This is a genomic window from Bradyrhizobium sp. WYCCWR 12699 (assembly GCF_032144035.1).
Classification (GTDB): domain Bacteria; phylum Pseudomonadota; class Alphaproteobacteria; order Rhizobiales; family Xanthobacteraceae; genus Bradyrhizobium.
Map to the genome: position 1 here is coordinate 482,105 of NZ_JAVTJN010000039.1, position 23,792 is coordinate 505,896.

A 23,792-nucleotide genomic window follows, 5' to 3' on the forward strand; every position below is an offset into this window, starting at 1 on the left:
TTTCGCTTCCCTGCTCAGGCACAGACCGCGTTCTCCAGCACCAGCGGGCGCGATCGTCGCTGTTCTATATCCTTAGGTCCGATGACAAGCATATCACCACAAAGCTGCAACACGGCACCCTCGATCAATCCGCGATCGAACAATTGCCGTGCACATTCCGCGCCAGAGTCGAGGGCAGCGGCGATCTCATTCTGTGACAGTTCACCGACATCTCGGGTGACGAGGCGAGCACCGAGATCACTGTCGGGCTGAAGCTCGCAGGCCGGTTGCCTGACAATGGCAGGATGTCCCGGCAGATCCACGGCATTGGCGATGACGGTCGCCGCCGCATCGGCTTGCGATGCCGTCGCCGCCAGCACCGTCACCGCGTCGGCAATGCCAAGCGAAAAGCTGCGGCCGTGGCGCCCGCTGGTCGCGACGCCCCGAACCGGGTCGTCCGCATCCACCCTCATGGCCCGCATCACGCCATCACGATCGGGACGATCCATCAGCCCAATCGAAAAATCCTCGCCGACGCCCAAGTGAAGGGCGATATCGCCGCCATTGTTGACATAGGCTTGATGGAGCGTCGCCGCGCCCAGCATGGCGCGGAGGATCTCCTCCGCCACACTGCCGGCAACGGCGGCCATCGGCGTGATGAAGCCATCAACGGCAAACGGCGCGACCGCAGCATGCATCCGGCGCGCCACCACGCCCCTCAGCGAGGTCCGCGCCTCGGCCGCAGCACGCAGCTGCGGCAGCTCCGCGCATAGCTCGTCGAGCAGTCCCGTGAACCGCTGCGCCGCAGCCTCGTAAGACGCGCGCACCGCCTCCGCACGCCCCCTCGCCTCAATGATCAGATCGATCGGTCCATCCTGCAAATGCAGCCGCCGGCCATCAGACAGCAATGCGATTTGCGGGACCCGCGTCATGCGCGCGGCCCCGGAATCGGGTTCTGCCAAGGCAGCTGGCGGACGTCGTCGCCGTTCTGCACCTCGGACAGCGGCTTGACGTAATCCATGTGACCGCCGAGCGCGGCATAGTCGGACAGCTTCATCGTGAACTCGATCGGCGCGACCAGCGCCGGCGTCGGCACGTAGCCGAACGCGCCGGCGGGCATCTGCATCACGTCGACCATGTAGGTGATGCCGCCGCCGGGCCAGACATAGACAGGTGCGCCGCCGCTGGTGACGCGGGTCAGCGCGTCCTTCACCGAGCGCGTCAGCCGCACCGGATTGTCGGTGACGCCGGCGCGCAAGGATCCACCGGCGCCCGCCATGAAGAGCACCGTGCACAACGCCGGTTCGCAATTCTCCTGGATGCGCTCGACCGAGAACTTCAGATCATCAGGCATTTCGGTTTCGACCGGCTTCAAGGTCTCGTCGAGCACGTAATAGGACGAGTGCTCGCCGGTGGTCGAGACCATCAGCATGGAGAGGCCGGGTCTTGCCTCCTTGGCATCGAACGGCCCGAGGATCGCCAGCGGATCGGAAATGTTGGTGCCGCCCCAGCCCGTGCCGGGATCGGCGACCTGGAAATAGCGGCCGGGCGTCGAGCGGCGGCCCTTCATCTTGATGCCGGTATCGGCGATATCGAGCAGCTTGCCGGCCTGGTGCTCGCTCAGCACGCCCGTGATGTGGTCGTCGACCACGACGACCTCGTCGACCTTGCCGTGCCATTGTTTTGCGAACATGCCGATCGTCGCCGAGCCGCATCCGACGCGCATGCGCTCTTCCTTCACGCCGTTGACGACCGGCGCCTGGCCGGCCTGCACCACCACGCTCGCGCCGCCGTCGATGGTAAGCTCCACCGCCTTGCAATTGGCGAGGTCCATCAGCGTGTCGCAGGTGACGCGGCCCTCCTTCTTGGAGCCGCCGGTGAGGTGATGCACACCGCCGAGCGACAGCATCTGCGAGCCGTATTCGCTGGTGGTGACGTGACCGACCGCCTCGCCCTGCGCGCGCACCGTCGCGGTTTCCGGGCCGAGATAGCGGTCGGTGTCGATCTTCACCTTGATGCCGCAATAGGAGAAGATGCCCTCGGTGACGACGGTCACCATGTCGACGCCGTCGACCTCCGCAGAGACGATGAACGGCGCCGGCTTGTAGTCGGGATAGGTCGTGCCTGCCCCGATCGCCGTCACAAAGGTTGAAGGTTCGTGGACGATCTTACCATCCCAATCTTCCGTGCGGCTGAACGGGACCAGCTTGCCGCCATGCGAGACGGTGCGCTCCAGGATCACGTGCGGATCCACCCGGACGAGCTTGCCCTCGTGATTGGCATAGCGGTCGCAGGCACCCGCTGCGCCCGGCTTGATGTAGCACATCACCGGACACGCATCGCAGCGGATCTTGTCGGCAACAACGCTCGTCGGTTCAGTCAGCATGTGCGAGCCAGCGGATCGAGGCGGTTATCATTCGTATACGAACAATGTTGCGCGCGGTCCCCCGGAGCTGTCAAGCGGCGGTGCAGTGCAAAAGATACGGCTGCCGCATAAAACCTCATTTGCCTATCCGACCTGTCCACAAAGAAGGCAGCGCGCTGCAGTGCGGCATGCATGGCTTGCACGTTTGTGTACAAACGGTATCGTCGCGGTCGAGATTTGGCAGCAATTTGCCGCGAGCCTGAGAATGAGGATGACGCAGACACCGATCCGCCTCACCGTGAACGGTGGGATCCACGAGATCGCCGCGGCGCCGGAGACGCCGCTGCTCTACGTGCTGCGCAACGATCTCGCACTCAACGGCCCGAAATACGGATGCGGCCTCGGCGAATGCGGCACCTGCACCGTCCTGATCGACGGCGCGGCGGCGCGCTCCTGCGTGATTCCCGTCAGCGGCTGCGCGGGCCGCGACATCGTGACGCTCGAAGGGCTGGGCACGCGCGACAAGCCCGACGTCGTGCAGCAGGCCTTCATCGACGAGCAGGCCGCGCAATGCGGCTACTGTCTCAACGGCATGATCATGACCACCAAGGCGCTGCTCGCGATCAACCCGCGGCCGACCGAACAGGAGGCGCTGGCGGCGTTGCGCTACAATCTCTGCCGCTGCGGCACCCATGTCGAAATCCTGCGCGCCGTGATGCGCGCATCGGGCGAGCTCACCGAGGCCGCGGATTGATGGCCTCCCCTGTTTCGAACGGGACCGAGCAGTCCCCCGGTTCGCTCGTCGTCGTCCGCACCGTGGACGAGGTCACCTCCGAGACCTTCGTCCGCATCACCGCGGACGGATCGGTCACGGCCTATAACGGTCATGTCGATTTCGGCACCGGCATACGCACCGCGCTCGGCCAGATCGTCGCCGAAGAGCTCGACGTCTCCTTTGCGCGCGTCGTCGTGGTGCTCGGCGACACCGCGCTGGTGCCGAACCAGGGCGCGACGATCGCGAGCGAGACCATCCAGATCACCGCCGTGCCCCTGCGCAAGGCCGCAGCGCAGGCGCGTCAGTTTTTGATCGCGCGCGCGGCCGAGCGGCTCGAACTTCCCGCGACTGACCTCAGGATCGAAGACGGCCTCGTGCGCGGGCACGACAACCGCAGCGTCAGCTATGGCGAGCTGATCGGTGGCGAAGAGATCAGGCTCGAGCTTGCCGACGACGTCACGGTCAAACCCGTCGGCGACTACACGATCGTCGGGCAGTCGACGCCGCGCGTCGATCTGCCGGCCAAGGCCACAGGCGAGTTGACCTTCGTGCACGACATCCGCGTGCCGGGCATGCTGCACGGCCGCGTGGTGCGACCGCCGTATTCCGGCGTCGATGCCGGGCCGTTCGTCGGCACCAGCCTGATCGCGGTCGACGAAGCATCGGTCCGCGACATCCCCGGCATCGTCGCCGTGGTGAGCATCGGCGATTTCGTCGGCGTCGTCGCCGAGCGCGAGGAGAATGCGATCCGCGCGGCGGAGCAGCTCAAGGTGAGCTGGAAGCCGACGCCCGCCCTCACCGATCTGTCCGACGTCGAGACCGCGCTGCGCGCCAATCCATCGACGCCGCGCACGCTGATCGACAAAGGCGATGTCGATGCCGCGATCTCGGGTGCGGCCAAGCCGATGCAGCGCACCTATGTCTGGCCATACCAGATGCACGCCTCGATCGGCCCGTCCTGCGCGGTCGCCGATTTCAGGGATGGCAATATCCGGGTCTGGTCGGGCACGCAGAATCCGCACGTGCTGCGCAGCGACCTTGCGCTGCTGATCGAGCGGCCCGAGAGCGAGATCGACGTCATCCGCCTGGAGGCCGCCGGCTGCTACGGCCGCAACTGTGCCGACGACGTCACGGCCGACGCGCTGCTGCTGTCTCGTGCGGTGGGACGCCCCGTGCGCGTGCAGCTGACGCGCGAGCAAGAGCACGCCTGGGAGCCCAAGGGCACCGCGCAGCTTATCGACGTCAATGGTGGACTGGACGCCGAAGGCGGCATCGCCGGTTACGACCTTGCCACGCGCTACCCCTCGAATGCCGCGCCGACGCTGGCATTGCTGCTGACGGGACGGATCTCTCCGGATCCCGCGGTGCTGCAGATGGGCGACCGCACCGCGATCCCGCCTTATGATTACGACCACATGCGCGTCGTCGCCCACGACATGGCGCCGATCGTGCGCGCGTCCTGGTTTCGCGGCGTCTCGGCGCTGCCGAACACCTTTGCGCACGAATCCTACATCGACGAGGCCGCCACCGAGGCCGGCGTTGACCCCATCGAATATCGCCTGCGCTATCTGAAGGACTCGCGCGCTGTCGATCTCGTCAACGCGGTCGCCGAGCGCGCCGGCTGGAAACCGCGACCGGTGCGCGAGGAAAAGGACGGCGAAATCGTGCACGGGCGCGGCTTTGCCTATGCGCTCTATGTCCACAGCAAATTTCCCGGCTATGGCGCGGCGTGGTCGGCCTGGGTCACGGACGTTGCCGTGAACAAGACGACTGGCGACGTGAGCGTCACCCGCGTTGTCGCGGGACAGGATTCCGGCCTGATGATCAACCCGGAAGGCGTGCGCCACCAGATCCACGGCAACGTCATCCAGTCCACCAGCCGCGCGCTGATGGAAGAGGTCTCGTTCGAGCGCGGCGCCGTGGCAGCGCGGGAATGGGGCGCTTATCCGATCATTCCCTTCCCCGACGTGCCCAAGATCGACGTGCTGATGCTGCCGCGTCAGGACCAACCGCCGCTCGGCGTCGGCGAGTCCGCCTCGGTGCCGAGTGCGGCGGCGATTGCGAACGCGATCTTCGACGCCACCGGCGTGCGCTTTCGCGAGCCGCCGTTCACGCCGGAGCGCATCTTAAAGGGATTGCATGGTGAAGCAGCGCCGGTGGCGCAGGCCCTGCCCGCACCCGCCGCGGCAAAACCGTCGCGGATCTGGGAGAATCCCTTCGCCAGACGCGCCGGCGTCTTCGCGACGATCGCGGCCGTCTGCACAGCAGCGATCGGGATCGGCGCAGCCCTGCTGCCCGGCCGCGCCATCGCGCCGATCACACGGCCAGATGCCTCAGTCTATTCCACAGCGACGATCGCCCGCGGCGAGCAGCTTGCCGCGCTCGGCAATTGCGCGGAGTGCCACACCAGCCTCAAGGGCGCGCTCAACGCCGGCGGCCGCGCCCTGGAGACGCCGTTTGGCACGATCTACAGCACCAACATCACGCCCGACCTCGAGACCGGCATCGGCGCATGGTCCTATCCCGCCTTCGAGCGCGCGATGCGCGAGGGGCTGCATCGCGACGGACGACAGCTCTATCCCGCCTTTCCCTACACGCATTTCGCCAAGACTGCCGATGCCGACATGCAGGCGCTCTACGCCTATCTGATGGCACAGCCTGCGGTGCGCGCGACGCCGCCGGCGAATGAGCTCGCCTTCCCGTTCAATCTCCGCCCGCTACTCGCGGGGTGGAATGCGCTCTTCCATCAGAGCAAAGTATTTGAACCCGACCCTACCAAATCGGAAGCTTGGAACCGCGGCGCGTACCTGATCGAGAGCCTCGGCCATTGCAGCGGCTGCCATTCGCCGCGCAATGCGCTCGGCGCCGAGCAGCGCAATGCCTATCTCGCCGGGGGCTTTGCCGAAGGCTGGGAGGCGCCGCCGCTGACCGCGCTGTCCCACGCGCCGATCCCATGGAGCGAGGACGACCTCTTCGCCTATCTGCGGACCGGCCATTCGCGCTATCACGGCGTCGCCGCCGGCCCGATGGCGCCTGTGGTCAGGGACCTCAAGGCCCTGCCGGATCAGGACATCCGTGCGATGGCGGTCTATCTCAACTCGTTCAACGACACCGGGACGCAGGCACCGGATACGCTCGCCGCGAAGCTGGAGCGCGCGACGCAAGTCACCGTCGCCTCGACCGCCGGCGCGCGCCTCTATCAGGGCGCCTGCGCCGTCTGCCACGAGGTCGGCGGCCTACCGCTGTTCGGCAGCCGCCCGTCGCTCGCACTCAACAGCAACATTCACAGCACGAAGGCGGACAACCTCGTGCAGGTGATCCTGCACGGCATCACCGAGCCAGTCTCCAGCGATCTCGGGTACATGCCGGCCTTCAGAAACAGCATGAGCGACGCGCAGATCGAGGAGCTCGCCACCTTCCTGCGCAAGCAGTTTGCGCCAGACAAGCCGGCGTGGACCGGTATCCGCGAAACGATCGCACGGGCGCGATCGTCAGTGCGTTAGACAAGCCTGCAATCAAGCGTGCTTCTTCGGCTCCACCGGCGGCGTGCCGTGGGTGTGGAAGGACTCGATCGTCTTCAATCCCCACGCCTGCCCCTTCTTGCGCTCCTCTTCCGTCCACACGATCGGCTTCCAATCCGGCGCGAGGATGAGGCGGGCGCCGGCGTTGGCGACTTCGACGCGGTTGCCGCCGGGCTCGTAGACGTAGAGGAAGAAGGTCTGCTGGATCGCGTGCTTGTGCGGTCCGGTCTCGATGTGCACGCCGTTCTCGAGAAAAATATCGGCCGCGCGAAGGATCTCCTCGCGGCTGTCGAGCGCGTAGGTGACGTGATGGAAGCGGCCCGGCACGCCGGAATGGTCGAGCGAATAGGCAAAGTCGTAACTCTTGTTCGACATCGTCAGCCACATCGCAGCTTCCCGGCCGTCGTTGAGCACGATCTGCTCCGTGAGGCGCAAGCCGAGATAGTTTTCGAAGAACTCGCGATTGGCCTTGATGTCGACGGCGAGGCAGTTGAGGTGATCGAGCCGGCGGACATTGACGCCGCGCGCCGGAAAGCGCTGCGCCTGGTTCTTCAGCGCGGGCTTCAGCTCCGGCGGCGCCTCGTACCATTCGGTCTCGTAATACAGCTCGACGATGTGACCATCGGGATCTCGGCAACGGAAGGTCGGGCCCTGCCCCATGTCGCCGTCGATCCATCCGATGTCGAAGCCGGATCCTTTCAGCGCGGCGACGCGCCGCTCCAGCGCTTGCTGGCTGCGCGCGCGCAGCGCCATGTGCTCCATGCCCGAGGTCTTCGACGCGGTGAGCTTGAGCGAATACCGCTCGTAATCGTCCCAGCCGCGCAAGTACACGGACTCGCCCTTCCGGCCGCTGATCGTCATGCCCATGACGTCGACGAAGAATTTCAGGCTCTCATCGGGCTTCGGCGTCAGCAGCTCCATGTGGCCGAGATGCGCGAGATCGAGGATCGGTTCGGGCTGCATGTTGTTCTCCAGCACAGCTAGCGATCCGCCGGACCGGATCGCGCGATCGGGCGCAGGGTTGCAACACGCTCACCCGCCCGAAGGCGGCATCTAAGCCGCCGGTTCATTTGTACTAATGTACAAATGATTAGGTCTCGTCAACAAAGCAAGCGACATTCCCTGGCCCGGACGAAAGTTCGCTGCTCGAAGGCACCCTCCAAACGGCGGACCCGACTGGCCGGATGGTAAAATATTCCTTAATTGCTTCTGGCCTTCAACGGCCTGGAATTGCAGCATTTTCCCGCCGTTTCCACCCGTAAAAGGGCAATCGGAACAAACCTCGCTGCCGAATTGTCGCGGATTTAACGAAGCGGCCGCGCCTGCCGCTTAACCGTTTGTGCAGCGACGGCCGCGCATAGTCCGGTGCAAATCGCTTGCTCTTGCCAGGTTCATCGATCGTGACATCCTTTGGACGCGTGATTTCGGTTCGCGGATCGCTCGCCCGGGTCGGGCTGCTGGCGGAAAGCCAGATGCCCATCTCGGAAGTTCGGGCAACCGTCGGCCGCTTCGTCAGCATTCGCAGCGCCAGCTCGGTCATCGTCGCGATGATCACCGAGGTGTCCTGCGAGAATTTGTCGTGCAGCGACAATTACATCGCGGTCGCCTCGGTCGACCTGCTCGGCGAGATCCTCAACGCCAGCGACAAGCCGAAATTCCAGCGTGGCGTCACCAACTATCCGACCATCGGTGATTCCGTCGATCTGATCACCAGCCAGGAGCTGCGCACGATCTATGCGCCGACCGGCTCGGACCAGATCAATGTCGGTTTCCTCCAGCAGGACCGCTCGGTCGTCGCCTATGTCGACGTCGAGGAAATGCTGTCCAAGCATTTTGCCGTGCTGGGATCGACCGGCGTCGGCAAATCGACCGGCGTGTCGCTGCTGCTCAACGAGATCCTGAAGGCGCGTCCGAACCTGCGCATCTTCCTGCTCGACGTGCACAACGAATATGGCCGCTGCTTCGGCGACCGCGCGCTGGTGCTCAACCCGCGAAACCTGAAGCTGCCGTTCTGGCTGTTCAATTTCGAGGAAATCGTCGACGTGCTGTTCGGCGGCCGCGCCGGCGTGCCCGAGGAGCTCGACATCCTCGCCGAGGTGATCCCGCTCGCCAAGGGCGTCTACACCCAGTACCAGAACGCCGACCGTATCGGTCTCAAGCGCATCGATCCCAAACAGATCGGCTACACTGTCGACACGCCTGTGCCCTATCGCCTGGTCGATTTGATGTCGCTGATCGACGAGCGCATGGGCAAGCTCGAGAACCGCTCCTCGCGCATCATCTATCACAAGCTGATCTCGCGCATCGAGGCGGTGCGCAACGACCCCCGCTACGCCTTCATGTTCGACAACGCTAATGTCGGCGGCGACACCATGGCCGAGGTCATCAGCCATCTGTTCCGCCTGCCCGCGAACGGCAAGCCGATGACGGTGATGCAGCTCGCGGGCTTCCCGGCCGAAGTCATCGATTCCGTCGTCTCGGTGCTGTGCCGCATGGCCTTCGATTTCGGCCTGTGGAGCGACGGCGTCTCGCCGCTGCTATTCGTGTGCGAGGAAGCGCATCGATACGCCTCCGCCGACCGCAACATCGGTTTCGGGCCGACCCGCAAGGCGGTGTCGCGCATCGCCAAGGAAGGCCGCAAATACGGCGTCTATCTCGGTCTCATCACCCAGCGTCCGGCCGAGCTCGACGCCACCATCATCTCCCAGTGCAACACGCTGTTCACGATGCGTCTTGCCAACGAGCGCGACCAGGCGTTGCTGCGTGCCGCGGTGTCGGACGCCGCCGCGAACCTGTTGTCCTTCGTGCCGTCGCTCGGCACCCGCGAAGTGCTGGCCTTCGGCGAGGGCGTTGCGCTGCCCACGCGGCTGCGCTTCAAGGAGGTACCGCCGCATCAATTGCCGCGCGGCGAAGCCACCATCTCGAGCGTCCCGTCCGTCACCTCCGGCCACGACATGCATTTCGTCGGCGCCGTGCTCGAGCGCTGGCGCGGTGCCACCTCGCAACGCGACGTGCCGAACGATCCGGTGTTCTCGGCCCCGCCCGCCAAGACGCTCTCCAACGTCGAGGCCCCGATGCTGCAGCCCTCGATGGGGCTCGATCCCGACCGCTTCTCGCTCCTGAAGAAGCCGCTGCGGTAGAGACTCTCGTGTCCCGGACGCGCTGCAGCGTGAAACGCTGCTGCGCAGAGCCGGGATCCAAACCGCAACACCGCACATGTCAGTGAGATGGGACCCGGCTCTGCAGCGAAGCGCTGAACCGGACGATGCTGCGCATCGCCCGGGGGAGCGCTGCACTGCGTCCGGGGCACGAGACGTTCCGACGCCTCTGGAGCGTCGCGCCCGCGTGGACTATGGTTTGTCCCCTCGAAGCCGGCTTTCCTGACCGTGGCAAGCCTGCGCGCGTATGCCGACGACGTGACGGAAAAGACATGACCGAACTGGACTGGCCCGAAATTCTGCTGCGCCTCGGAGCTGCGACGCTCGCCGGCAGCGCGATCGGCCTGAACCGCGACCTGCACGGCAAGCCGATCGGGCTGAAGACGCTCGGCATTGTCGGGCTCTCCACCGCGACCGTCGTGCTGCTCGCGGTCCAGTTCGGCGAGCCCGGCAAGATTACCGACGCGGCGAGCCGGGTGATCCAGGGCATCCTGACCGGCATCGGTTTCCTCGGAGCCGGCGTCATCGTCCACGAGAGCGAACGGTTTCGCGTGCGCGGCCTGACCAGCGCGGCCTGCACCTTCCTCGCCGCCTGTCTCGGCATTGCCTGCGGCGCCGGGCAGTGGAGAATCGTCCTGGTCGCGCTGGCCTTTGCATTCGTGCTGCTCACGATCGGCCGCCGCGGCGAGCGCTGGCTGCATCGCGCACTGGGCGGTAAAGACGATCCACACCACGCTGAAACCGCGGCATCTCGCGATCATGTCGAGAGTCGCTAGAACCGCAACCGCCGCGCCCAGATCGGCTTCAGCAATTCGAGCACCGTGAGCACCAATAGTCCTGCGCCGAGCGTGAACATCAGATCGTCCGGGTGCAGCTGACCGAAACGAAACAGGCTGGACGCCGGCGGCCAGAACAAGGCCGCGGCGAGAACGAGCGCGATCGACAGGAAGATCCAGAGCAATGCCAGGTTCGGACGGAAGAAGGCGGACAGGAACGACGCGCTGAAGGACCGGTTGACCAGCACCAGCGCGACGATACAGATGACCAGCGCAACGAAAGCCAGTGCGCGCACCTCGTCGGGCGGCATGCCGGAACGAAGCGCGACGACGAAGATCGCGGCAATCAACGCGAATGCCATCACGCCCTGCAGAATGCTCCAGCCGACCAAGGCCCACGAAAACAACTCCGCATCGGCGCGCCGCGGCGGGCGCGTCATGACATCGCGCTCCTCCCGCTCGGCTTCGAATACGAGCGAGCAGACGGGGTCGATGATCAGTTCCAGAAACGCAATGTGCACGGGACCGAGAATCAGGGGCAGCCCGAACACCAGGGGAAGCAGGGCCAGCCCTGCGATCGGAACGTGGACGGCGAAGATGAAGGCCATTGCCTTGCGAAGATTGTCGTAGATCCGGCGCCCGAGGCGGATGGATGCAACGATGGATGCGAAATCGTCGTCGAGCAGGACGATCGAGGAGGCCTCGCGAGCGACATCCGTGCCGCGGCCGCCCATCGCGATCCCGATATGGGCAGCCTTCAGGGACGGCGCGTCGTTGACGCCGTCGCCGGTCATCGCGACGATCTCGCCGTTGCGCTTCATCGCCTGAACGATCCGCAGCTTCTGCTCCGGCAGGACCCGCGCGAAGACGTTCACGTTGCCAACGAGAGCCTCCAGCTCGTTGTCGTCCGCAAGCTTGATCTGCTCGCCGGTCACGACCTCGTTGACGTCGAGTCCGGCCTGCCCGGCAATCGCCATGGCGGTCGCCGGATAGTCGCCCGTGATCATGACGACGCGGATGCCAGCCGAGCGACATTCGGCCACCGCTTCGGAGACGTGCGGACGAAGCGGATCGGCCAGTCCGACGAGACCGAGGAAGCGAAATGAAAAGCCGTCCTGCGAGGCCGGCAGCGACTCACTGTGGCAGGTCGCAGCGGCAACGCCCAGCACGCGAAGACCATTCTTCGCCATGTCCGCGACCGACTCGCGCATCGCCGCCTGCTCCGCGTCATCCAGCTTGCAGAGACGCGCAATCGCTTCGGGGGCGCCTTTCGCCGAGACGAAGAGCTCCTCGTGATGCGGCAAGCGCCAGACTTGGGTCATCGCCAGCAGTTCGGGCCGCAGGCCGTAGGTGCGTATCAAGGTCCGGGCGCCCTCGGCATCCTCATCCTTCGGCAGGCTCGCCTGCACGAACGTATGCAGGGCCTTCTCCATCGGGTCGAACGGCTCCGGCGAGCTCGCCAGAACGCTGCAACGCGCCAGCGTGAAGAACTCCGCGCCTACAGCTGCAGCCTGCGACGCGGCAAGGCGCAGGCTCGTCCCGCCAGGCAGCCTCAGCTCCGCGACCGACATCCTGTTCTGCGTCAGCGTGCCGGTCTTGTCGGTACACAGCACCGTGGCCGAGCCAAGCACCTCGATTGCGGCGGCGCGCCGCGTCAGCACGCGCGCCTTCGAGATGCGCCAGGCGCCCATGGCCATGAACACCGTGAGGACGACGGCAAACTCCTCGGGCAACATGGACATGCCGATGGCGATGCCCCCGAGCAGCGCCTGCAGCCAATCCCCGCGCAATGTTCCGTAAAGCAGGACTGCGGCCAGGCTGATCACCGCGCCGCCGAGAAAGCAAAGCCGCACGAGCCGTGCGGTCTGTTGCTGCAGCCGCGGCGGCTCTGACTGCAAGCCATGCAGCGACAATCCGATCTTCCCGATCTCGCTGCGGAGGCCGGTGGCCTCGACCTCGGCTAGGCCCTCGCCTCGCACGACCAGCGAGGCCGAATACACGAAGGGCTGATCATCGCCGCCCGGACGATGCTCGGCCAAGGCGCCGTCAGGGGCCGGCGTCTTGATGGCCTGCTTGCGCACCGGGACCGACTCTCCAGTCAGCAGCGACTCGTCGACCGCCAGATCGCGCGCGCTGACCAGCATAGCGTCCGCCGGAATACGGTCGCCTTCGGCCAGAACGAGAAGATCCCCACGGACGACGTCCCGGCCCGCGATCCGCCGCCGCTGCCCATCCCTGACCACGAGCGCCCGCGGACTGGTCAGCTCGCGCAACGCCTCCAGCACGCGTTCGGTGCGGGTCTCCTGCACGATGGTGATGACGACGGAGATGGCGCCGAAGGCCAGCAGCAGCAGCGCCTCGCGGAGGTCGCCGAGCAGGAGGTAGACCAGCCCGCCGCAAAGAAGGAGTGCGAGCATCGGCTCGCGCACGACCTCGAGCACGATGCGCAGCGGCGTGCGCCGTTCCGGCCGAGGCAGTTCGTTGTAACCGTCCTGTTGCAGTCGCAGCCGGGCCTCGGCTTCGCTCAGCCCCGCTGAACCTGCGCGTTCTTCCTTGCTCACGTCTTCCGCCGCACGCTCCAGAGACTTCCGGCCCCCACGATGGCCGTCGCAAGCAGCACGGCGACGAACGTCTGGAAGATGGTGAAATTCAGGGCATCGCGCGCGACGAACAGCGCGGTGATCGCGCCGGCGATGACAAAGAGGATGCGAAAGATGATGCTCATGGCCATGTCTCCGATCAGCATGACCTGTCGCCCTCGACATCGGGGCGCAATGCTCGTCGGCATTCATGCAGGCAGACAGTACCGGTCAGCACCGAGGGACATTTGCGGCATGTCAAGCCGCACCTGGGACGCGATGCCGCTGGTCCGGTGAACCGCTTGCTTTATGACATGTCCACGACCAGCACGGCCGGATGATCGGCGTGTAACTCGCATGCGAAATGACGCCGCCAGCGGGAACTAAAATTCGCGCCCGACGGGAACCGCAACGATTTCACAATCGAACACGTTTTATTAAGAGGTCTCGCCCGTTACTAGCGCAAACACTTCGGCACAACCTGCGCAGTTTCCGTCACCACCGCGGACGGAGACGCCGACGAGTCGTGCCTGCAAAACGAAAAGGGCGCCCTCTCATGAACCTGCGAGCATCGATCATCGCGACATGCGTCGGCGCGGCATTCCTCGGGGTCGGCTACGTCTGGAACTACCAGCCCGACATCGTCAATCCCGATGAAATATGGAGCATGTTTCAATCCGAGCATCGCATGGCCCGAGCGGCGGTCTCTCGCATGCTCATCGAGCCGCATTCAGCTCACTTCAGCGGTCTGCGAACGGTCGAGGCAGACACGGCGAGATACGTATGCGGCGCCGTGAACGCGAAGAACAAGGCGGGCCACGCGGTCGATGCCGCGTTCGTCTACACCGTGGCCAGCGACTTCGCCCGGGTCGACGACGAAGGCCGGATCACCTCCCAACACTTTCCATACAAATCGTGCCCAACGGCAACCGACGTCAGGACTGCCGAACAGCAAATGCCGATATCCCCCGGCGCGCTGGCGGCGGCCAAGGTCATCGGCAAGGTCATTCCCCAATCCAGCGGCGGGACGATGGAGCAACAGCTTGGCCAACTGGCCGCGCAGACAACAGCCGTCGCACCGGCTGCGGGAGGCTCGTCGGGTCCGGCGGGGACAAGACCGGCCGCAACGGGACTGACAGGGACGGGACTGACAGGGACGGGACTGACCGGGACGGGAATGGCTGGGTCGGGAATGGCTGGGGCGGCACTGGCGCCGGCAGGACAGCCTTCAGCTTCGCCGAAGGCTGTCACGGACATCGAACTCACCTGGCAGGCAGATCGGCCGCCGGTCGCATGGCCGGCGCTCCCCACAGGCCAATGCCCGGCGAAATCGATGCAACCGCGGACGGCCGCTGAAGCCCTGGCTCTTGCGAAGGAGATCGAGGCGCGCTGGGATCAGTCGAGAACATTGCAGCCCCCGACGAAACGGGTGTCGTCGGAAGAGATCAGAACAACACGCTGTGCGCTGCTTGCGATCGATCCCGCGGACAAGGACTATCCACAGGCCTGGGCAGCCTTCGTGCGGCTGCGCAACATCGATCGCGCACTGGCCGGTTAAAGCCATCCGCTTGCCCGCGCAAGGCGCGATGCCGCTATTGCTTCGCCATCAACTCGAGCGCCGGAGCAAAGCGCTCGGCGAACGTCAATGTCTTGGCGTGATGAACCGCGGCAAAGGATGCCGAGATTCCTGCCGAAGCAACCGCGAGCAAGGCAACTACGAAAACCAGACGGCGCATGTTCGCCTCCCGTGTGAGCTCGACTCCTCCAAAGGATGGGACGGCTCTGTTTCAGGACGGTTTCGTGGGTGAGGAAATTGATTTCGCTCAAGCGGCTGTGATGAGATTCGGCTTATCTGGGTGCGTGCCGCAACTACCTAATAATGATCGACGTGTTTTTGTAGCGGAGCGCGAGCATTGTCGGGAATTCCACACCCGCGGCCACGATCCTAAGCACTGCAGCGACAAGCAGCATACGCTGGAATGGGAGTTATCAAGGACTATTCAAATGAAGATCGTGATCCAGAAGCTCAATGGCCTGTGGCACCTCATCGTCGGGTCGTGCCAGATCCGAACGCCCTTCCTGGACACCCAGGACCGCGCCCTGGTGATCACCTACGCCCGCCGCGCCTACCCAGGCGCCAGGATATTCCAGCGCGACTGACGAACGGTCGCCTCTAATCATCGTCCTCCGGACCGCACCAGCCGGGCAGATAGATCGCATCCTTGCTCTTGGCTGCCGACATCGCCTTCTCGAAGGCCTTGTCGAAATCGCCCTCCACCACCTTGCGCGAGACTTTTCGGCGCAGGAAGTCGGCCCACAGGAACTCTGAGAACGGCGTCGTGTCCTTGGCGAAGCCGCCCATGCGGCGCAATTCGCCGGCAAGGCTGCGGAACGGATCGTCCTTGAGATCGGCGATCGATTTCGGCAGGTCGCGGAAGCGCTGCCGCTCCCCCTTGGCGTCGTAAGGATAGACCCAGCGCTTGTTGTCCATCACGCCCCAGAACGCCTCGCGCTCGACCATGCGGAGGTCGCCGACGATGGTCACCAGCACCTCCTTGACGCCTTCGTCGTGCAGCGCGCGGCCGAGATGATGATGGTCGATCACGTAGTAGCGCGCGTCGGGGCCGTAGACGACGGGGATCATGTGCTTGCCGAGCAGATCGGCCTGTTTCTTCTTGTCATGCTCGCGCCAGCGCTTGCGCTTCTCCTTGACCTCCCGCATGCCGACCGTCATCTGCGTCGGCCGGAGCGACAGGATCGGAACCGGATGCACTCTCGGCTCGCGCGCGTTGGTCGTGGTCATAGTCGAAGCCCCTCGCATGGATGCAACTGACGTTCAGGTTCCCAACTATGCCACGGGCCATGCAGCGGCAAAACGTGCTCGGAAGGACGCCGGGATCACAAGCCGATGTAGACGGACACGAAGGCGCGAAGTCCCTGGCTGTCGCTGTGCCCGTTGTTGCAACGCAACCCTCGCGTCGCGCGGGGGACGCGACCGCGAACGCTCCGCGCCGATCCATGCACAAATAGTGCGAGCTCTCCATTACACGCGGGAATTGAGAAGATTTTCTGCAACGCGTTCATCCCGTGTGCTATCAAAAACCGCTGCTTCGGAGTGATCCCCGCCCCATGACAACCCAGCGGCCCATAAGCTCTGACGACGAGCACCGGGTGCTCCAGTTCAGGCCGCGCACCTCGCCTTCCCCATCGGTCCGCCACGGTAGCGGTACCGTACAGCCGTTGCGCGTCGCGCCCGAACCGCTCGACCTGTCACGCTACGAGCAGCCCCGCACCGAGCCGGACGATTTCCGTCACCGCATGCTCGCCAATATCGCGGCGCTGGCCTTCACCATCGCGCTGACCGCCATCGGAATCTGGCTCGCGGTCAGCATTGCGGACCTGCGCCGGACCCAGGATTGCGTGCTGATGGGCCGTCGCGACTGCGTCAAGATCACGACACCGCATATCTAGGCCCGATCCGCCGGCCGGCCCGGCCGAAGGGGCTCCGGCGGGCATCCCCAGCCCCCGTCTCCTCGCCTGCCCGGCTCCATTGAACTCAGGGCGGCGCTCCGATATACGGGCTTTCGACCCGGCCAGAGGGGGGTTTGAGGGCGTCATCAGGGGCGCGATGCCCACCCACCGTGCCACTCTGGACAATCTGACAAATATCCGCAATATATCAAAGGCTTAGTGATGTCTTCCACATTCGATCAGGTCGCCACGATCATCGCTGAAACCTGCGACATCCCGCGCGACACGATCACGCCGGATAGCCATGCCATCGACGATCTCGGCATCGACAGCCTCGATTTCCTCGACATCGCGTTCGCGATCGACAAGCAGTTCGGCATCAAGCTGCCGCTGGAAAAGTGGACCCAGGAGGTCAACGACGGCAAGGCGACCACCGAGCAGTATTTCGTACTGAAGAACCTGTGCGCCCGCATCGACGAACTGGTTGCGGCCAAGGGCGCGAGCGCGTAAGCGCGCGGCCATGCAACTCGAATATTTCCACTTGATCGATCGCATCGTCGACCTCAAGGTCGACGAGAAGACGATCGTCGTCGAAGCCCAGGTCCCGAAGGAAAGCACCATCTTCGAAGGGCACTTCCCGGGTTACCCCTTGATGCCCGGCGTGCTCCTGATCGAATCGATGGCGCAGGCTTCGGGCTGGCTTCAGCTCGGCGTGTTCAAGTTCGAGCGCATGCCGATCCTTGCCGCCGTGAAGGAGGCCAAGGTCCGCGGCTCGGTCTTCCCCGGCGATCTCATGAGCATCGAGGCGAGCCTCACCTATGAAGGCTCCGGCTATGCCATGACCGAGGCCAAGATCAAGGTCGGCGGCAAGCTGCGCGCGAATTCGGCGTTGACCTTCACGCTGATCCCCTTCCCCAATGCGGATATGCGCGGATACATGGCGAAAGTCGCCGAGCGTGTCGGCTTTCCGCAACAGGCCGTATCGCCATGACTGACACTGCTTCGAAGCCCGGCCAGACGGAAGTCTGGATCACCGGCATTGGACTCGCAACCTCGCTCGGCGAGGGCCTCGACGCCAACTGGGCTGCGCTTTCCGAGAAACGCATCAACGTCGACGAGAAGGGCTTTGCGCCCTACATCGTGCATCCCTTGATGCCCGTGACCTTCGACAGCCAGATCCCGAAGAAGGGCGACCAGCGCCAGATGGAAGCCTGGCAGCGCATCGGCACCTATGCCGCCGGCCTTGCGCTCGACTCCGCCGGGATCAAGGGCAACAAGGATATCCTGTCGAAGATCGACATGGTGGTGGCCGCGGGCGGCGGCGAGCGCGACCTCAATGTCGACACCGGCGTCCTGACGGCCGAGGCCAAGGGCGCGAACGCGCCCGGCTTTCTCAACGAACGGCTGATGAGCGATTTGCGCCCCACCTTGTTCCTGGCGCAGCTTTCCAACCTGCTCGCGGGCAACATCGCCATCGTGCACGGCCTCGGCGGCACCTCGCGCACCTTCATGGGCGAAGAGGTTGCGGGCGCGGATGCCGCCCGCATTGCGCTCGCGCGCATCGCCTCGGGCGAGAGCGACATTGCCCTCGTCGGCGGCTCGCACAACGGCGAGCGCAAGGACCTCATGGTCCTCTACGAATTCGGCGACTTCAACCTGAAGGACAAGTTTGCGCCGGTGTGGGCGCGCAAGGACCATCCCGGCTTCGCGCTCGGCTCGGCCGGCGCGTTCCTGGTGCTGGAATCGAAAGCGCATGCAGAGGCGCGCGGTGCCAAGCCGTTCGCAAGGCTGTCGAGCGTCGTTGCCGATCTCGCCCGGCGCAAGCAGCCCGGCGACATGGCCGCCACGCTGGAGCAGTTGTGGACCAAGCTGCCCAGGCGCGAAGGCAAGGGCGCGATCATATCAGGCGCGACCGGCGCGGAGCCCGCGACGAGCGAAGAGCGCGGCTTCCTGAAGGCTCACGCCGACTTCCCGGTGCGTTCGACCGGTACCATGTTCGGCCACACCATGGAGACGCAATTCCCGCTCGGCATCGCGCTCGCTGCGCTGTCAATCTCGCGTGGTGCGCTGTTCCCGCCGAACGATTCCACGGGCACCGAGATTGAAATGCAGGGAGCGCCCACCCAGATTGTGGTGGTGGGAGCCGGACACTGGCGCGGCGAAGGCATGGCGCTGGTCGAGGCAGTTGGCTAGCTCACCCGGGGGATCGACATGACTGCACCACGCGACAAACTCGGGCGTCCCGTCGTCGTCGTTACCGGCATGGGCATCATGACCTCGCTCGGTGCCGGCAAGGCCGACAATTGGGCCAAGCTCGTCGCCGGCGAATCCGGCATCCGCACCATCACCCGCTTCCCGGTCGACGGCCTGAAGACCACGATGGCCGGCACGGTCGATTTCGTCAGCGTCGATCCGTTCTCCTCCACCGGCCTGTCCGAGCGGATGGCTGAATTGGTAACGGAGGAAGCGCTCGAGCAGGCCGGCATCGGCGCCAAGGCCGATTTCCCGGGTCCCCTGTTCCTGGCGGTCGCGCCGGTCGAGGTGGAATGGCCGCAGCGCCGCGAGCTCGGCCGCGCGGTCGGAGCGCCCGACTTCACCTATGACGATCTCTTGCGCATCTCCGGCGGCGGCAAGTACAGCGCCTATCATCACCGTTTCATGTTCGGCTCGGTCGCCGCCCACCTCGCCGAAACCTTCGGCACCAAGGGCTCGCCGATCTCGCTGTCGACGGCCTGCGCGTCCGGAGCCACCTCGATCCAGCTCGGCGTCGAGGCGATCCGCCGCGGCGAGACCGATGCGGCGCTGTGCGTCGCGACCGACGGCACGGTGAATCCGGAAGCGCTGGTGCGCTTCTCGCTGCTCTCGGCGCTGTCGACCCAGAACGATCCGCCGCAGGCGGCCTCCCGCCCCTTCTCCAAGAACCGCGACGGCTTCGTCATGGCCGAAGGCGCCGGCGCGCTCGTGCTGGAAAGCTATGAAGCGGCCACCGCGCGCGGCGCAAAGATCCTCGGCGTGATCGCCGGCTGCGGCGAGCTCACCGATTCCTTCCATCGCACCCGCTCCTCGCCCGACGGCAAGCCGATCATCGGCTGCATGAACAAGACGCTGGCCGATGCCGGCATGACGCCGGACCAGATCGACCACATCAACGCGCACGGCACCGCGACGCCCGAGAACGACAAGATGGAGTTCAACACGACATCGGCCGTGTTCGGCGAGCTCGCGCAGAAGATTCCGGTCACCTCCAACAAGTCGATGGTCGGCCACACCATCTCGGCGGCCGGCGCTGTCGAGGCGATCTTCTCGCTGCTCACGCTCGAGCATCAGCGCATCCCGCCGACGATCAATTACGAGACCCCGGATCCCACGATCCTGTTCAACGTGGTCGGCAACAAGGCGCGTGACGCCCGTGTCACCGCGGTCATGTCGAACTCGTTCGGCTTCGGCGGCCAGAACGCCTCGCTGATCCTGACCCGCGAACCGGCCTGACCGGACGCAGCATGGCGCTGATTCCTATCAGCACGAAGATTCGCGCGCGGAATGCAGCCAAATCGCTCAGCGGCAGCCTGATCGGAGCTGCCACGGTCGGCATGCTGCGCACCACGCGCTATTTCGATCCGGTCAAGACTTCGGACTTTTTCGCACGCGTCGTGAAAACGATCGGCCCGCGCCTGCGCGAGCACCGCATCGGCCGTGCCAACCTCACTGCCGCCTTTCCCGAGAAATCGCCGGAGGAGATCGAACAGATCCTGATGGGCGTGTGGGACAATCTCGGCCGCGTCGGCGCCGAATTCGCTCACATGGACCACGTCTGGGATTACGACCGCGCCCATCCGGAAAACAGCCGGATCGAGCTGCCCCAGCCCAGCATCGAACGGTTCGACCGCATCCGCGACGACGGCAAGCCGGCGCTGATCTTCGCGGCGCACCTCGCCAATTGGGAACTGCCGGCGCTCGCCGCGGTCGCGCATGGGCTGGACACTGCAATCCTCTACCGCCGCCCCAACATCGCCTCCGCCGACCGCATCATCCAGGAGATGCGCCAGGTCAACATGGGCACCCTGATCCCCGCAGGCCGCGACGCGCCATTGCGGCTCGCGCAGGCGCTGAGGGACGGCAAGCACGTCGCGATGCTGATCGACCAGTATCTGACCGGCGGCGTCGAGGTTACCTTCTTCGGCCGCAAGACCCGCGCCAATCCGATGCTGGCGCGCCTGCTGCGCCAGGTCGAATGCCCGATCCACGGCGTGCGCATCATCCGCAAGCCCGGCGGCCGCTTCGCCGCAGAGCTGACCGAAGAAGTGCAGCCGGTGCGCGATGCCGAGGGCAAGATCGACATCCAGGGCACGACCCAGGCCGTCACGAACGTGGTGGAAAGCTGGGTGCGCGAGCATCCCGAGCAGTGGTTGTGGCTGCATCGCAGGTGGCGGTAGCTGCCGTCACGGCAGGAGCCCGTGGCAGCCCTCTACCTTCCCGTCTTCACCCTGGTCCAGAGCCGGTTGATGATCCGCTGGGTCGCGGGCTCGCGCGCGGTGATGACGAACAGTTTTGAAAGCGTCGCCTCATCCGGATAGATGTTCCTGTCGTTCAGGATCTTCGGATCGACCAGCTTCTGGCTGGTGAGGTTGCCGTTGGCATATGACAAAAAGTCCGAGTTCTTGGCGGCAATATCCGGGCGGTAGAGATAGTTGATCAGCTCATAGGCTTCGCTGACGTTCTTGGCATCCGCGGGGATCGCGAGATTGTCGAAGAACATCTGCGCCCCCTCCTTCGGGATGGCATAACCGATCTCGATCCCGCTGCTGTCGTCTTTCTTGGCCTCGGCCGCACGCGCGCGGGCCTGCATGATGTCGCCGGACCAGCCGACCACGAAGCAGATTTCGCCGGTGGCAAGCGCGCTGAGATATTCGGACGAGTGAAACTTGCGCACCGACGGGCGGACCTTGGCGACGACATCGGCAGCCTTCTCGAGGTCCGCCTGCTTGGTCGAGTTCGGATCGAGCCCGAGATAGTTCAGCGCCGCCGGGAAGATGTCATCGGCGGAGTCGAGCATGTGGACGCCGCAATCCTTGAACTTGGCGAGGTTCTCCGGCTTGAAGACGATGTCCCAGCTGTCGATCTTGGCATCGGCCCCAAGGATCTGCTTCACCTTGGCGACGTTGTAGCCGATGCCCGTGGTGCCCCACATGTAGTTCGCGGCGTAGACGTTGCCGGGGTCGTAGGTCGCAAGGTTCTTGGTCACCATGGGCCAGGCGTTGGCAAGGTTCGGCAGCTTGGCCTTGTCGAGCTTCTGGAAGATGTTGGCCTTGATCTGGCGTTGCAGGAAGTAGGCGGTGGGCACCACGACGTCGTAGCCGGACTTGCCGGCCATCAGGCGCGTCTCCAGCGTCTCGTTGGCATCGAAGGTGTCGTAGACCACCTTGATGCCGGTCTCCTTGGTGAAGGCCTCCAGGACATCCGGGGCCATGTAGTTGGACCAGTTGTAGAAGTTGACGACCCGCTCCTCGGCGCGAACGGGGGCAGAGAGCAACGTCAACGCAGCGGCGAACGCGAGACCAAGGCGAAACCCCGGGCGGCTGGCATTCGTCATTGCTGTCTTACCTCTTGCGTCCGCGCACCGCGTCCGACAGCCGCTCCAGCGCGGTGTCCAGCGTCTGGTCCTTCTTGGCGAAGCAGAAACGCACCACTGAGGTCACCGGGTCCTGCTCGTAAAACGCCGAGACCGGGATCGCCGCAACCTTGTAGTCTTTCACGATCCGCCAGCAGAACTCGGTGTCGCTCTCGTTGAGCCCGAGCGGCGACAGGTCGACGGTGAGGAAGTAGGTGCCTTGCGACTTCAGCACGGGGAAGCCGAGGCTCTCCAGCCCCTTGGTCAGGCGGTCCCTGCTCCGCGTCAGGTCCTTGCGCATGGTCAGGAAGTAGTCGTCGGACTTGCCGAGGCCGTAAGCGACGGCGGCCTGCAGGTTCGGCGCGGTGGTGAAGGTCAGGAACTGGTGCACCTTGGCTGCGACGCGCAGCAGCGGCGGCGCGGCGCAGACGAAGCCGATCTTCCACCCCGTCAGTGAGAAGATCTTGCCCGCCGAGCCGACCTTGATGGTGCGCTCGCGCATGCCCGGGAGGGTGATCAGCGGAATGTGCTTGTGCTCGTCGAAGGTGACGTGCTCCCAGACCTCGTCGCAGATCGCGATGACGTCGAACTCCTGGCAATAGCGCGCCAGCAGCTCGAGGTCTTCGCGCGGATAGACCACCGCGGACGGATTCAAGGGATTGTTGAACAACACCGCCTTGGTCTTTGAATTGAAGACGCTTTTCAGCATGTCCTCATTCAGCCGCCAATGCGGCGGCTCGAGCCGGACCAGGCGCGGGATGCCGCCGGCCTGGCGGATGATCGGCAAGTAGGAATCATAGACCGGCTGGAAGCAGACCACCTCGTCGCCGGGCTGGACCACCGCGAGGATGGCCGAGGTCAGCGCCTCGGTGCCGCCCGATGTCACCATCACCTCGCTCATCGGATCGAGCTTGAGCCCGTGCCAATGGCCGTAATGGGTCGCGATCGCCTGGCGCAGCTCGGGCAGGCCCATCATCGAGGGGTACTGGTTGTAGCCGTTCAGCGAGGCCTCGGCCGCGGCGCGGCGGATGTCCTCGGGGCCGGGATCGTCAGGAAAACCCTGGCCGAGATTGATCGCATTGTTGTCGCGCGCGGCCTGCGACATCGCCTCGAAGATGGTGACGGGAAGGTCGGCGAAGACCTTGTTCAGCGAGGAGCTCTTTGACATCGAGTTGGACATTGGGCCCGATCAGCCGCCGACCTTGCTGGGGAGACCCGCCGCCTTCCAGCCGAGCATGCCGCCGGCCAAATGCTTGTCGTAAGGCAGGCCCGCCTCCTGGGCGGCAAGGGAAGCTGTCACCGAGCGCTTGCCCGAGCGGCAGGCGAACACGACCTCTTTGCCTTGGGGATCGGGGATCGCCTTGGGATCGAAGGTCGAGAGCGGCACGACGACGCCGTAAGGATAGGCCTCGGCCTGGACCTCGTTCGGCTCGCGCACGTCGACCAGCAGATAGCGCCCTTCCGCGGCACCTTTGGAGACCTCGTCCGGGGTCAGATCCTGTACCTGGTTTGCCACATCATCCTCCAACGTCGCGGGGCCGCATGCCGGGGCGCCCCGGC

At 65.0% G+C, this 23,792-nt stretch carries 22 protein-coding genes; 12 read left to right on the plus strand and 10 right to left on the minus strand.

Translation table 11 applies throughout. From position 1 onward, the window contains the following. Nucleotides 1-14: 14 nt before the first annotated feature. On the minus strand, nt 15-911 hold the full coding sequence (locus RPS27_RS33140; protein WP_212066754.1) for a UPF0280 family protein: 897 nt from the start codon (nt 909-911) through the stop codon (nt 15-17). After that, entirely contained in the window at nt 908-2,365 is a 1,458-nt protein-coding gene (locus tag RPS27_RS33145; protein WP_212066756.1) for a 6-hydroxynicotinate reductase, read from the minus strand. Before RPS27_RS33145 ends, RPS27_RS33140 begins: the two co-directional genes overlap by 4 nt. A 250-nt stretch (nt 2,366-2,615) precedes the next feature. Between RPS27_RS33145 and RPS27_RS33150 the strand changes: the two genes are divergently transcribed. Next, the gene (locus RPS27_RS33150; RefSeq protein ID WP_194407489.1) at nt 2,616-3,098 is read left to right on the plus strand and encodes a (2Fe-2S)-binding protein; all 483 of its coding nucleotides are present in this window, start codon (nt 2,616-2,618) and stop codon (nt 3,096-3,098) included. After that, nucleotides 3,098-6,622: a molybdopterin cofactor-binding domain-containing protein gene (locus RPS27_RS33155; protein WP_313754960.1), complete on the plus strand. Its 3,525-nt coding sequence runs from the start codon at nt 3,098-3,100 to the stop codon at nt 6,620-6,622. Before RPS27_RS33150 ends, RPS27_RS33155 begins: the two co-directional genes overlap by 1 nt. Nucleotides 6,623-6,634: 12 nt before the next feature. On the opposite strand, the gene RPS27_RS33160 is transcribed toward RPS27_RS33155, so the two are convergent. After that, nucleotides 6,635-7,603, minus strand: a complete 969-nt coding sequence (locus tag RPS27_RS33160; RefSeq protein WP_211418165.1) for a catechol 2,3-dioxygenase — start codon at nt 7,601-7,603, stop codon at nt 6,635-6,637. 437 nt (nt 7,604-8,040) lie between these two features. Between RPS27_RS33160 and RPS27_RS33165 the strand changes: the two genes are divergently transcribed. Next, a complete protein-coding gene (locus RPS27_RS33165) occupies nt 8,041-9,780 on the plus strand; it encodes a helicase HerA domain-containing protein (protein ID WP_313754961.1) in 1,740 nt (579 codons plus the stop codon). Between the two features lie 290 nt (nt 9,781-10,070). Continuing rightward, the gene (locus RPS27_RS33170; protein WP_211418166.1) at nt 10,071-10,574 is read left to right on the plus strand and encodes an MgtC/SapB family protein; all 504 of its coding nucleotides are present in this window, start codon (nt 10,071-10,073) and stop codon (nt 10,572-10,574) included. Here the strand turns inward: RPS27_RS33170 and RPS27_RS33175 are convergent. Together RPS27_RS33175 and RPS27_RS33180 are read right to left on the minus strand one after the other, a co-directional pair. Further along, on the minus strand, nt 10,571-13,135 hold the full coding sequence (locus RPS27_RS33175) for an HAD-IC family P-type ATPase (RefSeq protein WP_212067187.1): 2,565 nt from the start codon (nt 13,133-13,135) through the stop codon (nt 10,571-10,573). The two genes, RPS27_RS33170 and RPS27_RS33175, sit on opposite strands and share 4 nt — an antisense overlap. Further along, nucleotides 13,132-13,299 (minus strand): hypothetical protein, encoded by a 168-nt coding sequence (locus tag RPS27_RS33180; RefSeq protein WP_194407483.1) that lies wholly within the window; start codon nt 13,297-13,299, stop codon nt 13,132-13,134. Before RPS27_RS33180 ends, RPS27_RS33175 begins: the two co-directional genes overlap by 4 nt. A gap of 410 nt (nt 13,300-13,709) precedes the next feature. On the opposite strand from RPS27_RS33180, the gene RPS27_RS33185 reads away from it, so the two are divergent. Then, nucleotides 13,710-14,711 (plus strand): hypothetical protein, encoded by a 1,002-nt coding sequence (locus RPS27_RS33185; protein WP_212066769.1) that lies wholly within the window; start codon nt 13,710-13,712, stop codon nt 14,709-14,711. 34 nt (nt 14,712-14,745) lie between these two features. Here the strand turns inward: RPS27_RS33185 and RPS27_RS33190 are convergent, their stop codons facing one another. Then, on the minus strand, nt 14,746-14,889 hold the full coding sequence (locus RPS27_RS33190) for a hypothetical protein (protein WP_194407481.1): 144 nt from the start codon (nt 14,887-14,889) through the stop codon (nt 14,746-14,748). 268 nt (nt 14,890-15,157) lie between these two features. Here RPS27_RS33190 and RPS27_RS33195 point away from each other — a divergent pair, with 268 nt between their 5' ends. Beyond that, on the plus strand, nt 15,158-15,313 hold the full coding sequence (locus RPS27_RS33195; RefSeq protein ID WP_192859585.1) for a hypothetical protein: 156 nt from the start codon (nt 15,158-15,160) through the stop codon (nt 15,311-15,313). A gap of 13 nt (nt 15,314-15,326) precedes the next feature. Here RPS27_RS33195 and RPS27_RS33200 read toward each other — a convergent pair whose 3' ends face one another. Next, entirely contained in the window at nt 15,327-15,956 is a 630-nt protein-coding gene (locus RPS27_RS33200; RefSeq protein ID WP_212066771.1) for a ParB-like protein, read from the minus strand. Between the two features lie 326 nt (nt 15,957-16,282). Between RPS27_RS33200 and RPS27_RS33205 the strand changes: the two genes are divergently transcribed. The 6 genes from RPS27_RS33205 (at nt 16,283) to RPS27_RS33230 (ending at nt 21,057) form a co-directional block, all read left to right on the plus strand. After that, nucleotides 16,283-16,624, plus strand: a complete 342-nt coding sequence (locus RPS27_RS33205; protein ID WP_211418171.1) for a hypothetical protein — start codon at nt 16,283-16,285, stop codon at nt 16,622-16,624. A 222-nt stretch (nt 16,625-16,846) separates the two neighbouring features. Next, a complete protein-coding gene (locus tag RPS27_RS33210) occupies nt 16,847-17,134 on the plus strand; it encodes an acyl carrier protein (protein ID WP_007592476.1) in 288 nt (95 codons plus the stop codon). Nucleotides 17,135-17,144: 10 nt separating this feature from the next. After that, nucleotides 17,145-17,615, plus strand: a complete 471-nt coding sequence (locus RPS27_RS33215) for a 3-hydroxyacyl-ACP dehydratase FabZ family protein (protein ID WP_212066773.1) — start codon at nt 17,145-17,147, stop codon at nt 17,613-17,615. Then, the gene (locus RPS27_RS33220; RefSeq protein WP_212066775.1) at nt 17,612-18,817 is read left to right on the plus strand and encodes a beta-ketoacyl-ACP synthase; all 1,206 of its coding nucleotides are present in this window, start codon (nt 17,612-17,614) and stop codon (nt 18,815-18,817) included. Before RPS27_RS33215 ends, RPS27_RS33220 begins: the two co-directional genes overlap by 4 nt. An 18-nt stretch (nt 18,818-18,835) precedes the next feature. Further along, a complete protein-coding gene (locus tag RPS27_RS33225) occupies nt 18,836-20,113 on the plus strand; it encodes a beta-ketoacyl-ACP synthase (protein ID WP_194407474.1) in 1,278 nt (425 codons plus the stop codon). 11 nt (nt 20,114-20,124) lie between these two features. Further along, nucleotides 20,125-21,057, plus strand: a complete 933-nt coding sequence (locus tag RPS27_RS33230; RefSeq protein ID WP_212066777.1) for a lipid A biosynthesis lauroyl acyltransferase — start codon at nt 20,125-20,127, stop codon at nt 21,055-21,057. 32 nt (nt 21,058-21,089) lie between these two features. On the opposite strand, the gene RPS27_RS33235 is transcribed toward RPS27_RS33230, so the two are convergent. The 3 genes from RPS27_RS33235 to RPS27_RS33245 are packed head-to-tail and all read right to left on the minus strand — an operon-like array spanning nt 21,090 to nt 23,748. Next, entirely contained in the window at nt 21,090-22,214 is a 1,125-nt protein-coding gene (locus tag RPS27_RS33235; protein WP_212066779.1) for a polyamine ABC transporter substrate-binding protein, read from the minus strand. 7 nt (nt 22,215-22,221) lie between these two features. Further along, complete coding sequence (locus RPS27_RS33240; RefSeq protein WP_212067188.1) at nt 22,222-23,400, minus strand: aminotransferase; 1,179 nt, start codon at nt 23,398-23,400, stop codon at nt 22,222-22,224. A 21-nt stretch (nt 23,401-23,421) separates the two neighbouring features. After that, entirely contained in the window at nt 23,422-23,748 is a 327-nt protein-coding gene (locus tag RPS27_RS33245) for a rhodanese-like domain-containing protein (RefSeq protein WP_212066781.1), read from the minus strand. Nucleotides 23,749-23,792: the final 44 nt, after the last annotated feature.